At 63.4% G+C, this 13,503-nt stretch carries 14 protein-coding genes and 2 pseudogenes; 13 read left to right on the top strand and 3 right to left on the bottom strand.

Going from position 1 to position 13,503, the window contains the following annotated elements; all coding sequences use genetic code 11:
* Positions 1-67: 67 nt before the first annotated feature.
* The 12 genes and pseudogenes from CXY78_RS21835 to CXY78_RS02800 form a co-directional block, all read left to right on the top strand.
* Positions 68-193, top strand: a pseudogene (locus CXY78_RS21835) (hypothetical protein); the annotation flags it as partial.
* A gap of 121 nt (positions 194-314) precedes the next feature.
* The gene (locus CXY78_RS02850) at positions 315-1,352 is read left to right on the top strand and encodes a LacI family DNA-binding transcriptional regulator (protein ID WP_233206065.1); all 1,038 of its coding nucleotides are present in this window, start codon (positions 315-317) and stop codon (positions 1,350-1,352) included.
* A 161-nt stretch (positions 1,353-1,513) separates the two neighbouring features.
* A complete protein-coding gene (locus CXY78_RS02845) occupies positions 1,514-2,323 on the top strand; it encodes a sugar ABC transporter permease (RefSeq protein ID WP_199182570.1) in 810 nt (269 codons plus the stop codon).
* 7 nt (positions 2,324-2,330) lie between these two features.
* A complete protein-coding gene (locus CXY78_RS02840) occupies positions 2,331-3,314 on the top strand; it encodes a carbohydrate ABC transporter permease (RefSeq protein ID WP_233206064.1) in 984 nt (327 codons plus the stop codon).
* A 48-nt stretch (positions 3,315-3,362) separates the two neighbouring features.
* Positions 3,363-4,976 carry an extracellular solute-binding protein gene (locus CXY78_RS02835; RefSeq protein ID WP_104088048.1) on the top strand — a complete coding sequence of 538 codons (1,614 nt, stop codon included), beginning with the start codon at positions 3,363-3,365 and terminating at the stop codon, positions 4,974-4,976.
* 116 nt (positions 4,977-5,092) lie between these two features.
* The gene (locus CXY78_RS02830; protein WP_104087940.1) at positions 5,093-6,490 is read left to right on the top strand and encodes a glycoside hydrolase family 32 protein; all 1,398 of its coding nucleotides are present in this window, start codon (positions 5,093-5,095) and stop codon (positions 6,488-6,490) included.
* Positions 6,491-6,503: 13 nt separating this feature from the next.
* The gene (locus tag CXY78_RS02825; RefSeq protein ID WP_104087938.1) at positions 6,504-7,406 is read left to right on the top strand and encodes a carbohydrate kinase; all 903 of its coding nucleotides are present in this window, start codon (positions 6,504-6,506) and stop codon (positions 7,404-7,406) included.
* Between the two features lie 537 nt (positions 7,407-7,943).
* On the top strand, positions 7,944-8,186 hold the full coding sequence (locus tag CXY78_RS20635) for a hypothetical protein (RefSeq protein ID WP_140425637.1): 243 nt from the start codon (positions 7,944-7,946) through the stop codon (positions 8,184-8,186).
* A gap of 260 nt (positions 8,187-8,446) precedes the next feature.
* Complete coding sequence (locus tag CXY78_RS02815; RefSeq protein ID WP_104087936.1) at positions 8,447-9,472, top strand: iron-siderophore ABC transporter substrate-binding protein; 1,026 nt, start codon at positions 8,447-8,449, stop codon at positions 9,470-9,472.
* Positions 9,472-10,503: an iron ABC transporter permease gene (locus CXY78_RS02810; protein ID WP_104087934.1), complete on the top strand. Its 1,032-nt coding sequence runs from the start codon at positions 9,472-9,474 to the stop codon at positions 10,501-10,503. Before CXY78_RS02815 ends, CXY78_RS02810 begins: the two co-directional genes overlap by 1 nt.
* Positions 10,500-11,537, top strand: coding sequence for an iron chelate uptake ABC transporter family permease subunit (locus tag CXY78_RS02805; RefSeq protein WP_199182569.1), 1,038 nt, complete (start codon positions 10,500-10,502; stop codon positions 11,535-11,537). Before CXY78_RS02810 ends, CXY78_RS02805 begins: the two co-directional genes overlap by 4 nt.
* On the top strand, positions 11,534-12,334 hold the full coding sequence (locus CXY78_RS02800; RefSeq protein WP_104087932.1) for an ABC transporter ATP-binding protein: 801 nt from the start codon (positions 11,534-11,536) through the stop codon (positions 12,332-12,334). Before CXY78_RS02805 ends, CXY78_RS02800 begins: the two co-directional genes overlap by 4 nt.
* 93 nt (positions 12,335-12,427) lie before the next feature.
* On the opposite strand, the gene CXY78_RS21830 is transcribed toward CXY78_RS02800, so the two are convergent.
* Positions 12,428-12,553: a hypothetical protein gene (locus tag CXY78_RS21830; RefSeq protein ID WP_255410380.1), complete on the bottom strand. Its 126-nt coding sequence runs from the start codon at positions 12,551-12,553 to the stop codon at positions 12,428-12,430.
* On the opposite strand from CXY78_RS21830, the gene CXY78_RS02795 reads away from it, so the two are divergent.
* Positions 12,506-12,907, top strand: a complete 402-nt coding sequence (locus tag CXY78_RS02795) for a DUF1016 N-terminal domain-containing protein (RefSeq protein ID WP_369827231.1) — start codon at positions 12,506-12,508, stop codon at positions 12,905-12,907. The two genes, CXY78_RS21830 and CXY78_RS02795, sit on opposite strands and share 48 nt — an antisense overlap.
* On the opposite strand, the gene CXY78_RS02790 is transcribed toward CXY78_RS02795, so the two are convergent.
* The gene (locus CXY78_RS02790; protein ID WP_104087930.1) at positions 12,888-13,271 is read right to left on the bottom strand and encodes a hypothetical protein; all 384 of its coding nucleotides are present in this window, start codon (positions 13,269-13,271) and stop codon (positions 12,888-12,890) included. The two genes, CXY78_RS02795 and CXY78_RS02790, sit on opposite strands and share 20 nt — an antisense overlap.
* Positions 13,272-13,422: 151 nt before the next feature.
* Positions 13,423-13,503: pseudogene (locus CXY78_RS21470) on the bottom strand (recombinase family protein); the annotation flags it as partial.

Below are 13,503 nucleotides of genomic sequence, written 5' to 3'. Positions count from 1 at the left end.
GCGCAAGACGCCATGAGAATGAGCCCTGTCCGAAGCGATGGTCTGCTTACCCGATCTGCCCGCAAGAAACACGAGGCACTTCAGCCGTCCGGGTGAGAAGCTCGAGTACCTGGTCACGCGCGGGTATTACGAGCGAGGAACGCTCGACCAGTACACCATGGACTTCATCCGTGACCTTTACCGCGGCACCTATGCAAATAGCGCTGGCGAAAACACCGCCATTTACCGTTGCGACCCACATCGCTTGACTCGGCGTCATGGGAGAGTTATGGTCAGTCATACGATTAACTGACATTCACGAGGAGGTGACCGGAATGGCTCAAAAGAGCCGAGCGACGACCATGTGGGAGGTCGCCGAACGTGCGGGCGTTTCCCAGGCCACAGTGTCCCTCGTGCTGAACAACGCGCCGAGCAATCGCGTCACCGATGCCACCCGCGCACGCGTGATGGCGACCGTGCACGAGCTCGGTTACCGCACCAATGCTTTCGCCAAGACGCTGCGCAGCGGCGAGTCTGGCATCATCGGGTTCATCTCCGACGAGGTCGCCAGCGCGCCCTTCGCCGGCAAGCTTCTCAAGGGTGCCCAGCTGCTGGCCTGGCAGAACGGCCACGTCATCCTCAGCGTTGACACCTACAACACCGCCGAGCTCGAGGCGGCCGCGATCGACATGATGCTTTCGTACCGCGTGCAAGGCGTTGTCTATGCGACGATGTACCACCGGGTCGTGGACCTCCCGCTCGCGCTGCGTGACGTGCCCACCGTCGTGGTAAACGCGCGCGACCGTGCGGGGTTGGTGTCCAGCGTCTTCCCTGACGAAGAGCTCGGAGGCTACACAGCCACGCGCACCCTGATCGAGGCAGGCCATCGACGCATCGCCATGATCAACATCCAGTCGCCCGAGAGTGACCTGCCCGCCGGAATCGGGCGTCTCGCTGGATATCGGCGGGCCTTGGCCGAGGCCGGCATTGACGAGGATCCAAGCCAGCTGCGATTTGGCACCGGCGTGGTCGAGGATGGGCTTGAACTCACGGCGGATCTGATGGGGCAAGCCAACCGGCCAACCGCCATCTTCTGCGGAAACGACCGTACTGCCTGGGGTGCGTACCGTGCCCTTGAGACCCTGGGCCTGCGCGCCCCCACTGACTGCTCCATCATCGGTTTCGACAACCAGGAGACCATCGCGCCCTTCTTGGATCCCGGGCTGACCACGATGGAGCTGCCGTACGAGCGAATGGCTCGGCGGGCGGTAGAGATCCTCCTGAATGAAGCAGACCAGAAACCCAGTCAGAATCCCATTGAATGCTCACTGATCTCCCGTGGATCAGTGGCGAGTGCAAAGGTGCCCGCATGACAGTTCAGCTTTCGCCCCCACAAGGGTCGGTTACGCCCCCGCCCGTTGTGCGGCCCAAAAGAAAGCGCCGTTCCCCGTTGAAACGCGCGCTGGCATCATGGCAGTTATACGTATTACTGACTCCGGCCGTCGTCTACTTTCTTATCTTCAAGTACTGGCCGATGTACGGGGCCCAGATCGCGTTCCGGGACTACAACCCCGCGGACGGCTTCTCCGGCAGCCCATGGGTGGGTTTGGAGCATTTCGCGCGCTTCGTCAGTTCGTTCCAGTTCGAGCGGCTCCTGGTCAACACCCTGAGCCTGAACGCGTTGGGCCTGCTGCTGGCCTTCCCGGTGCCAATCATCCTGGCGTTGATCGTTAACCAGCTGCAGAGCGAGCGGTTCAAGAAGTTCACCCAGACAGTGCTCTACTCGCCGTCCTTCATCTCAATCGTTGTGGTCGTCGGCATGATCCACCTGCTGTTTTCTCCCCGCGCCGGGATCGTCAACAACGCCATCGAGACATTCGGCGGTGATCCAGTATTTTTCATGGGGATACCGGAATGGTTTCGGCCTCTATTCGTGGGGTCAGATATCTGGCAGAATGCCGGCTTCTCGATGATCGTGTACCTCGCCGCCCTCACCGCCATCGACCCGTCCCTGCACGAGGCCGCCCGGGTCGACGGCGCCAACAAGATGCAGCGCATCCGACACATCGACATCCCCGGCATCATGCCCGTGATCACGATCCTGTTCATTCTGGCGATCGGCAACCTGTTCAACCTGGGGTTCGAGAAGGTTCTACTCATGCAGACCGACCTCAACCTGCCCACCTCCGAGGTCATCCAGACCTACGTCTACAAGGTCGGACTGCAGCAGGCGCAGTTCAGCTACTCCGCGGCCATTGGGCTGTTCAACTCACTCATCAACCTCGTCTTGCTGCTGACCTTCAACCAGGTTGCCCGCAAGGCGGGCCAATCAAGTCTCTGGTGACGAAGCCATGACCCACATCACCCACGCCTCCGACGCTCCGCTCGCCGAGCCGATGCCCGCTCCGCTCCGCCGCGCGGCCGCACCCCGCACCGCCACCGGCGGCAGTTGGCGCTCCCGCATGGCGGATCCAGTCTTCAACGTCGTCGCCGTCGGCGGGCTGCTTCTGGTGATCCTGGCGATCCTCTACCCGATGTACTTCATCGTGATCGCCTCGTTCAGCGAACCCTCCGAGATCCTCAACGGCAACGTGTGGTTGTGGCCTAGAGGTTTCACGGTCGAGGGCTACGCCCGGATCTTTTCGGACCCCACCATCCTGCGCGGCTTCGGCAACTCGATCCTGTACACGGTGGTCGGCACCTGCATCAGCGTGGTCTCGGTGCTCTGCGCCGCCTACACGCTTTCTCGGAAGGACTTGTACGGGCGCACGTTCTTCATGCTCCTGTTCATCATTACCATGTTCATCGACGGTGGCCTCATCGCCCGTTATCTGGTGGTGCGCGACCTCGGCATTCTGGACTCGATCTGGGCCGTCGTGCTCCCCGGTGCCATTGGGGTTTGGAACCTGATTATCGCCCGTGCTTTCTTCGAGAACAACGTTCCCTCCGAGCTGCGGGATGCGGCCCAACTCGACGGGGCGCATGACTTCCGGTTTTTCTGGAGCATTGTGCTGCCGCTGTCGAAGCCGCTGATCTTCCTGATGATCATGATCCACCTGGTGGCCAACTGGAATGCGTTCTTCGACGCGTTGATCTTCCTGGAGGACCAGAGCAAGTACCCGTTGCAGCTAGTGCTGCGCAACGTGCTCATCCAGTCCGAGGTGTCCTCGGCCGGTGGCTCTGGTGCGTTGGATTCCTACGCCGCCGCCCAGCGCTTGGGCGAGCTGATCAAGTACGGAATGATCGTCATCTCCACGCTTCCACTGTTGATCGTGCTGCCGTTCATGCAGAAGCACTTCACCAAGGGTGCCTTGCTCGGTGCCGTTAAGAGCTGACCTCCCATGCCCATCCACAACCACACCACACAGAAGATCGGAACACAGATGAGACACCGTAGTTTCTTCACCCGCATGGCCCTGGGCATGAGCGGCGTGCTGCTGCTCGCCAGCTGCTCGGCCGGCGGCGACACCACTAAGACCGAGGACAAGTCTGCCGACTTCGGGTTTCAGACCGACGGCCTCCCGATCGTCACGGATACCCTGTCGCTGACCTTCGGCGGCACGAAATCGGCTCTGGCCCCCGACTATGCTGACATGGCCCTCGTGCAGCAGTGGGAAGCGGACACCAACATTGCGATCAGCTGGAAGAACCTTCCCGAGCAGGTGTACATCGAGAAGAAGAACCTGATGCTCGCCAGCGACGATCTTCCTGACGTGCTGTACAACTCGGGCCTGACCGACGCTGACATTGTGCAGTACGGCGGCAACGGCACCCTGCTGCCGTTGGAAGATCTGATCGAGGAGTACGCGCCGACCCTGTCCGGAATCCTCGATGACCGTCCAGACATCCGGGCTGCGATCACTGCCTCCGACGGTCACATCTACACGCTCCCGTCGGTCGAGGAGCTCGGCATTCTGCAGTTCCCGAACTTCCTCTACATCAACACGGCATGGCTGGATGCGCTCGGACTGCCCATGCCGACCGCGATCGAGGAGTACCGCGACGCGTTGGAGGCGTTCGCTATTCAGGACCCCAACGGGAACGGTGAGGCCGACGAGATCCCGCTGTCGTTCCGCACCGATTCCTTCGCCGCCAACCCCAACGACCTGATCGCCGCGCTGGGCGCCCAGCCCGAGAACAACGATCACCGAATCGTGCGGGACGGCAAGGTCGAGTTCACGGCCAACACTGAGGGCTACCGGGAGGGTGTCGCCGCCCTGGCCGACTGGCATGCAGATGGCCTGATCGATCAGGAATCGTTCTCGCAGGACGACGTCGCGTATCTCTCGAAGGGTAAGGCGGACACCGCGGTTCTCGGCTCGTTCTTCTGGTGGGAGGCGAAGGAGATGGTCGGTGCGGACCGCGTCGACGACTACGCGCTGGTCGGCATTCTGGAAAACATCGACGGTGACAAGCTCGCGAGCGTTGCGAACAATCAGGAGATCAGCCGCGGTGCGATGGCCATCACGCGATCCAACGAATATCCGTCAGCCACCATGCGGTGGGCCGACCGACTATTCGACCCGGTGATGTCCGCGCAGGTCAACTGGGGCCCTGTCGGGGTAACGCTTGAAGAAGACGCCGCAGGTGTCCTCGTGCAGATCCCGGCTACGGGCGGAGAAACCGAGGGTGAGCGCCGCCAGAAAGTCGCTCCCGGCGGCCCGAAGATCACCACCACGGAGGACTTTGAAACGGTTGTGGCACCCGAGCCCCGAGCGAAGGAACGCCAGGACCTGGTCACTGAGTTCTACGTCCCGTTCAAAGCCAACGAGGCCTACCCGCCGGTGATGCTCTCTACAGAGGAGCTCGACCAGACCTCCTTCGCTGTGACCGACATCAACGCATTGGTGAAAGAGAAATTTGCGGCCTGGATTGTCAACGGAACCGTGGACAAGGAGTGGGACGGCTATGTGTCCCAGCTGGAGTCCTTGGGCGTCGACAACGTCATCGCCACCTACCAGCAGGCCTACGACCGCTTTCAAGAGGGCGGAGAGTAACCCGCCGGCTCGTGCGGGCGCCCGCCCGCACGAGCCGCTTACCTCATTACCTGCGCGCCCGTCACTCACGTACCACCCGACCGACCGATCAAACGACTGACACGTCAGGAGCACTCATGACGACCACCCGACCCGAACCAACATTTTCTCTTGACAACACGCTCACCTCCTCGCCACGTCCCGTGGCCCACTTCACCGCTAAGAGCACCTGGCTGAACGACCCCAACGGGCTGCTCTACCACGACGGCGTGTACCACCTCTTCTTTCAAACCAACCCGTTTGGCGACACTTGGGGGAACATCTCCTGGGGGCACGCCACGTCCACCGACCTGGTGTCGTGGACCGAGCAGCCCATCGCCATTCCCGCCACCGCCGACGAGATGGCCTTCTCGGGCAGCGCGGTCGCCGATGTGCGCAACACAGCCGGATTCGCGGGGCCCGGACAGACCGCACTCGTTGCGATCTATACCAGCGCCCGCCCGCCACTGATCGACGGCCCCTCCGTTCAAGCGCAGTCGTTGGCCTACAGCCTCGACGCCGGAATATCCTGGACCCGGTACCCGGGCAACCCGGTGCTGGACATCGGATCCTCGGAATTTCGCGACCCTAAGGTGTTCTGGTACGGCGGGGACGACGGCTACTGGGTAATGGTCGCCGTGGAGGCGACCAACTTCCGCGTGGTCATTTACACTTCCGTCGACCTCATGACCTGGACCCGGCAGTCCCATTTCGGGCCCGCTCACGCTATGGGGGGAGTGTGGGAATGCCCCGACCTTTTCCCGCTGACTATTCACGGTACTGATGAGACCCGCTGGGTGTTGGTGGTGAGCCTCAATCCCGGTTCGATCGCGGGAGGTTCCGGCACGCAATACTTCATCGGGGACTTCGACGGCAGTATCTTCACACCGGACCGGCTCTCCGACTCCACCGACCCCTCGACCTTTGACTGGCTTGACTACGGCCGGGATTACTATGCGGCGGTGTCGTTCAACGATGTGCCTGATGGTCGACGTCTCATGATTGGCTGGGCCAGCAACTGGGAGTACGCCAATGCGACGCCCACCCACCCCTGGCGTTCGGCGATGTCTCTTGTTCGCGAGGTGACCCTCGTACGCTTCGCGGATGGCCGGCTGCGGGTCGCCCAACAGCCCGTGCTCCCGGCCGAGCCTTCGGCCGTCACTGTCTTCAAGGTCGCCGTGCCGTGCGGTCCCGGTGAGCGAACCGAAGTGGCCCTGACCGGCGCCACTGACGATCGGGTAGTTCTGATGATCGATGGCGACGAACGCACCATCTCCTCCGACCGCACGCACAGCGGCGCAGTGGACTTCCACCCCGCTTTCCCCTCTGTGGACAGTGCACCCCTTCTGAGCCACTGTGCGTACGTGCATCTCACGATCGTCATCGACGCCACGATCCTCGAAGTCTTCGTTGACGACGGCACAGTCGCGATCACCCAGCAGATTTTTCCCCGCGCCCCACTCACGTCGCTGCTTGTCGAGCCGATCGCGATCTGAACAGGTCCTTGACATGACCACAAATCGACCCGCAGCTGCCCCCAACGTACTCGTGGTGGGGGAGACCATCATCGATATCGTCGATCGCGACGGGGTGACCACAGAGCACGTTGGCGGCTCGCCGGCCAATGTTGCCCTCACCCTAGCCCGCCTCGGCAACCCTCTACGGTTCGTCACCGATCTCGCCGACGATGAGCGCGGTGCATGTGCCCACCAGCACCTCGCCGCATCCAACGTGCTCGTCGAACCACGCCCGGTTGGCCAGACCTCAACCGCGCACGCCCGACTGCAACCGGACGGCTCCGCCGAGTACACCTTCAACATCAGCTTTAGTTCGCAGCGGGTGGAGCTCGGCGCAGCAACCCACGTACACACGGGGTCAATCGCCGCGTTCCACCCGCCAAGCGCCCAAGCGGTCCGGGCGCTTCTCGCGTCGCTGCCAGCCGGGGTGACGAGCAGCCTGGACCCAAACATCCGCCGTGCCCTCATTGGTTCGCCCGCTCACGCGCGGGAAACCTTCGAAGCCCTCTCCGGATGCTGCGACATCATCAAGCTCAGCGACGAAGATGCGGACTGGCTCTACCCGGGAGAACTTGCTGATGCTGTGCTCGACCGGCTGCTTGAGCTGGGAGCCAGGCTCGCGGTCGTGACGCTCGGCGCCAAGGGGATGCTTCTCGCTTCGGCGGAGGCACGAGTCGGGGTGCCAGCTGCCCGAATCAAGGTCGCCGACACCATCGGCGCTGGTGATTCTGCGATGGGCGCCATCGTCGATATTGCGCTTCGAGAGGGGCTACAACACCTCGACGAATTCACCCTAATGCGGATCGGGACGTGGGCCGCCCGCGTAGCTGGCGTGACCACCTCGCGCGCGGGCGCAAACCCGCCGCAACGACAGGATCTCGTAGCTCTGAAGTAATTATGCTGTCAATCAGGACGCTCCACGACGCCAAGGAATCCAAGCCTTGAGCCCTGCGATATTCCTGGCACAAGGGATGATATCGACTGATTAACGGACTGATTAACGGACTGAGCAGGTGTCCTGCCTCATTCAAATTGAGGCACGTACCCCGGTATTCTCGCCGTTGCCTTAACTGACCGGAACGAGTTTTTGGCCAGGTGCTTCTGGGGGTGATTGTTGGCAAGGGTACCCGCACGATCGCCCGTTGGGCAAGCGGGATGGTTCGGCCGCCGTATGCGTGTGAGCACGTGTTGCGAGATACGTTCCAGGTGTTGGAATTGCTCATGTCGGTTGAGTCGCCCGAAGTTGCCCGAGCTTGGTTCATGGGGATGAACCCACAGCTCGATGATGCTTCGCCGGCCGAGGCGCTCTCGGATGGGCGGTCCAAAGATGTGATGGCGGCGGCTCGGGCTTACATCGGCGGACGCTAACGAGTCGCTTCTAGTCGGAAGCCCGGTGACCGTTCTGTGATCTGGGGCGGGAGACAATGAGGGCATGGCTCGTGCTGAGATTGTTCTACCTGACGGATACGCCGCGTTTCTTGGCGGGCTGAAACGAAGTGGACGATGCTGGACGATGCTGGACGATGCTGAAGGTGAGCACGTTGCCCACGCGTGGTTCATTGCGGCGAACCCGTGGCTTGGATATGACACCCCGGTCACCGCCATTCGTGACGACCGCTTCAAGGACGCCGCCACAGCGACTCAGGCCGTCATTGATGATTCTTTCTCCGGTTGATGCGCATTTGTGCCCGCTCGGGGTTGGAGCTTGTGGTTGATCCGATGCCGGGTAGCTACCGTATTGCTCGAACATTGTTCGGGCCGAAATTGCGCCCGAACAATTTCTGAGTTAGGTGTACCGCTCCGATTCCGTGAGGCCAACAGTCTTGGGCCCTTCTACAGGGCTGGTCAACTGTACGACGTTTTGCAAGGCCGCCGCTGCGCCCCTAGGTTAGGTAAGGCAAACCTATACTTCGGTAGCAGTAGAAAAAGGATCCCATGTCTCGCACCCCCAAACTGATCGCACTCGGTGCCATCGCATTGCTCACTATCGGGCTCACCGCCTGCGCCCCCGCCACCGCGAGCGACGACGCGGCCGCCGGCGCCGACGACTTCACGCCAATCACGATCGAGCACGCCCTCGGCATTTCGGTGATCGAGACCAAGCCGGAACGCGTCGCCACGGTCAACTGGGCCAACCACGAGGTGCCCCTCGCGCTCGGCATCGTCCCGGTCGGGATGGCCGCCGCCAACTTCGGCGACGATGACACCGATGGCCTGCTCCCGTGGGTCAAGGAGAAGCTCGATGAGCTGAAGGCCGAGACCCCCGTGCTGTTCGACGAGACGGATGGCATCGATTTCGAGGGCGTCGCCGATACCCGGCCCGACGTGATCCTCGCCGCCTACTCCGGCCTCACCCAGGAGGACTACGACACCCTGAGCGAGATTGCTCCCGTCGTCGCCTACCCGGAAACCGCCTGGGGCACCTCGTGGCGGGACACGATCGCCCTCAATAGTGAGGGACTCGGCCTGGCCGAGGAGGGCCAGGCCCTCATCGCCGAACTCGAGCAAGAGATCACCGACACCGCCGCCGAGCACGCGTCGCTCGTGGGCAAGACCGCCATGTTCCTGACCCACGTCGACACCGCCGACCTCAGCGAGGTCAGCTTCTACACGGCCAACGACACCCGCGCCATGTTCTTCGATGACCTCGGCTTAGTCACCCCGCCGAGCATCGCCACGGCGTCGGCGGCCACCGATAAGTTCTCGCTCACCCAAAGCGCCGAACAAGCGGATGCCTTCAACGATGTCGACATCATCGTCACCTACGGCGGAACCGACCTGGTCACCGCACTCGAAGCCCACCCGATCCTCTCGCAGATGCCAGCCGTCGCCAACGGCGCCATCGTGAACCTGTCCGGATCCAGCCCCCTCGGCACCGCCGCGAACCCGACGCCGCTCTCTATCTCCTGGGTACTCGACGACTACGCCGCACTCCTCGCTGCGGCAGCCGACAAGGCCTGATGAACCCAGCAATACCGGGCGCCGCCATCGTGCGGCGCCCGCACCTGCTGCGTTCGGCCTGGCTGCTGCTCGCGCTAGTCGTGCTGCTCGGCCTTATGCTGACCTCCGTCACGATCGGTTCCCGCGAGGTCGGCTGGACCGATATTTGGGCCGCACTCGGCGGTTCAGCCGAAGGCTTCGACGAGGCCGCCGTCGCCACGCGCATCCCCCGCACCGTTCTCGCGGTTCTGGCCGGAGCGGCCCTGGGCCTGTCCGGCGCCGTCATGCAGGGTGTCACTCGGAATCCCCTCGCCGACCCCGGAATTCTCGGCGTCAACGTGGGAGCCGTCCTCGCTGTCGTCACCGGTATCGCCTTCTTCGGCCTGAACACGTCGACGAGCTTCATCTGGGTGGCCATCATGGGCGCCGCCGTCACCGCGACCTTCGTCTACACGGTTGGTTCGCTCGGGCGCGGTGGCGCGACGCCTCTGAAGCTCGCGCTGGCCGGTACCGCAACCTCGGCGGCTCTCGCCTCGGTCGTCACTGCGCTCGTGCTACCGCGCAACGACATCGCCGGCGGCGTTCTCTCTTGGCAGATCGGCGGAGTCGGCGGTGCGACGTTCGTCAGTATCGAACAGGTTGTGCCCTTTCTGCTCGTGGGCTTCGGCGGGAGCCTACTCTCAGCCCGGTCGCTCAATTCGCTCGCCCTCGGCGACGACGTCGCGGCCGGCCTCGGCGAACGCGTTGCCCTGGTGCGTGGCACCGCGGCACTCGGTGCAGTCATTCTCTGCGCGGCGTGCACCGCGGTGACCGGGCCGATCGGCTTCGTCGGCCTCGTCGTTCCGCACGCCTGCCGCCTCTTCATCGGCGTCGACCACCGCTGGCTGCTGCCGTTCTCGGCCGTTCTGGGAGCGGCGCTTCTCACCGCAGCGGACGTGCTGGGCCGGGTCATCGCCCGCCCCAGCGAAGTTGACGTGGGCATCATCACCGCCCTGATCGGAGCCCCCCTCTTCATCTATATAGTGCGTCGCCAGAAAGTGCGGTCACTGTGACCCTGCTCGCCACCGCCCAGGCCATCCGGCAGAGTCGAACTCGCCGCACTGCTCGCCGACGCTCGGTCGTGGCGCTGCTCGCTGCCATCATCGTCGTCGGCTTCGCGATCACTCTAATGGTCGGCCAGACCTTCTACCCGCCCGCCGACGTGATCGGCGTGATGTTCGGTCAGGACGTTCCGGGCGCGACCTTCACGGTCGGCCGCCTGCGCCTGCCGCGAGCATCGCTCGCGATTCTGGCCGGCCTGTGCTTCGGCCTCGGCGGTATCACCTTTCAGACAATGCTGCACAACCCACTCGCCAGCCCCGACATCATCGGCATCAGCTCGGGCGCGAGCGCGGCCGCCGCCCTGGCCATCGTCACCCTCTCGCTCAGCGACACCGCAGTGTCGGTGCTCGCGATCGCTGCTGGCCTCGCCGTCGCCCTGCTCGTGTACGTTCTCTCCTTCAAGGGCGGAGTGGCTGGCACCCGCCTCATTCTGATCGGCATCGGTATCGCCGCCATGCTCGACAGCATCACCGCCTATTCCCTCACCCAGGCGGCCGAATGGGACCTGCAGAATGCGATGCGCTGGCTCACTGGCAGCCTGAACGGCACCAGCTGGAGCCAGGTCATTCCGGTGCTCATCGCCCTCATCGTGCTCGCTCCCGTGCTGGTCGGCCAATCTCGCAACCTGGCGATGACGCAGCTCGGTGACGATACGGCATCCGCTTTGGGAGTGCGCGTTGAGCGTTCGCGGCTCATCGTGATCGTCACGGCGGTCGGCCTGATCGCCTTCGCCACGGCGGCCGCGGGACCGATCGCGTTCGTCGCGTTTCTCTCCGGCCCGATCGCCAGCCGCATCGTTGGGCCCGGCGGGTCGCTGCTGGTGCCGTCAGCGCTGGTCGGGGCGCTACTCGTGCTCGTCGCCGACTTCTGCGGCCAGTACGCCTTCGGCACGCGGTTTCCGGTCGGTGTCGTCACTGGTGTCCTTGGCGCGCCGTACTTGATCTATCTCATTATTCGCACCAATCGCGCGGGGAACTCGCTATGAGCATCGAACATTCACTCCTGATCGAGAACCTCACCCTCGGCTATGGCGACCGCACGGTCATTGAGAATCTCGATCTGCACGTCCCGCCAGGTGAGGTAACCGCGATCGTCGGGGCGAACGCGTGCGGAAAATCCACCCTGCTACGGTCGATGTCACGCCTGCTCGCGCCACGCGCGGGTCGCGTCATCCTCGACGGCAAGAGCGTGCACCGGATGCCGGCCAAACAGTTGGCGCGCACGCTCGGTTTGCTGCCGCAGTCGCCGATCGCGCCGGAGGGCATCACCGTGGCCGATCTGGTCGGCCGAGGCCGCAACCCACACCAGGGCATACTGTCGCGCTGGAGCACGGCCGACGATCTCGCTGTGGCCGATGCCCTCGAGGCGACCGAGACGGTCGACCTCGCCGACCGGAGTGTGGATGAACTCTCCGGCGGGCAGCGACAGCGGGTGTGGATCGCGATGGCGCTCGCCCAGCAGACCGATCTGTTGCTGCTCGACGAACCCACGACGTTTCTCGACGTGAGCCACCAAATCGAGGTGCTCGACCTACTTACCGACCTCAACCGCACCCGCGGCACGACGATCGTGATGGTGCTGCACGACCTGAACCTCGCCGCTCGGTACGCTGATCACCTCGTAGCCCTCGCCGCTGGGCAGGTGTATTCTAGGGGCACGCCGGCTGAGGTACTCACAGAGGAGGGCGTGCGCGCTGTGTTCGGTTTGGACAGCCAGATGATCATCGATCCGACCTCCGGCAAGCCGCTGATGCTGCCCATCGGCCGGCATCACATGGTCTGACCGCGATGGATACACTCGTGGGCCGCGCACATTCCGCCGAAAGTGACAACGGCAACAGCGCCGACGACTTGAGCTGCACCAGGCGGATCTCGTCTAGTTCCAGTCGATATCGTCCAGCCGCAGTAATGCGATGTCGCCGCGGCGAGCCTGGTTGAAAGCGCCAGTCGGACCATCGCGCAGTCCCTTCCCGCGCGGCGACGTGGTCTCGATGGCAGCCATGATTCGGCCCGTTTCCTCGACGGTCAAGCACGACTAATTTCGAACGGTCGACGGTCGCGACCTAACCGAACAACGGGGCGCGCCGCAACACGACTTGCTGCCGCCTGGGCGCCCAGGACAGCAATGTCCCAGCAGGCCGCTGGGACATTGGCGTGGGGGCACATCATGATTTCCCTCGACAAACTCGACACGATCGAAACTCGGGAGTCGTATGCGAAAAAGGCCGTACAGAATGCCTGGCCTCGCAACGTCCTGCTCAATCAGATCAAGAACCGGACCCTCGAACGAACCGGCACGGCTCCGTCGATTTTCAGAGTTGCTGGGATCCAGCAGCCTACAAAACCGTCGACATAGTCGCGGACTCTTTCGTCTTCTGCGGCTGGCTTTCCTTCGGGTCAACGGGGAGCTTCTTGACGTCGCGGGTGGGAATGCCGAGACGGTCGGCAACCTCGGCGCGAGGCGTGCCGAGCGCGAGCATGGAGGCGATCACAGCGTCAGCGGTGGCTCGTGCAGCCGCGCTCCGTTTGGCTGTCCGCTCACGGACCGCGGCTATTTCCTTCTGTGCGGATGCCTCGATTTCTTTGAGGGAGTCGGTGGCAACGAAGTAGTCGGTGGCGAGTTGTTCGAGCTTGTCGTGCTGTGCGCGGAACTCGGCTGCTTTCTCGCGTGCGCGAGTGCGAGCGGCGGTCTGCTTTGCGGACTTGCGAACGTCGGCCATGATGCGCTCCTTCGGATGGTTAGACCTTTATTATGGAGGCGCGCCCGATGGCGCAGGAGTGACCGGCCCGGCCCGCGGGCAAAGCCTCGCGGTTTCGACGCGGAGACTGCACCGTTCGTCGTCGCAGATCGTCCCTCACAGCTCCTTCTCACTTGCCGCGGAGCTGGCCAGCCGCTTTGGCGACTTGCATCCCTTCGCGGGTGCGTGCTCGGATCAGGTCGGCCTCGAATTC

The organism is Cryobacterium sp. N19, from assembly GCF_002929595.1.
Classification (GTDB): domain Bacteria; phylum Actinomycetota; class Actinomycetes; order Actinomycetales; family Microbacteriaceae; genus Cryobacterium; species Cryobacterium flavum.
This window is presented reverse-complemented; position numbering and strand designations above follow the sequence as displayed.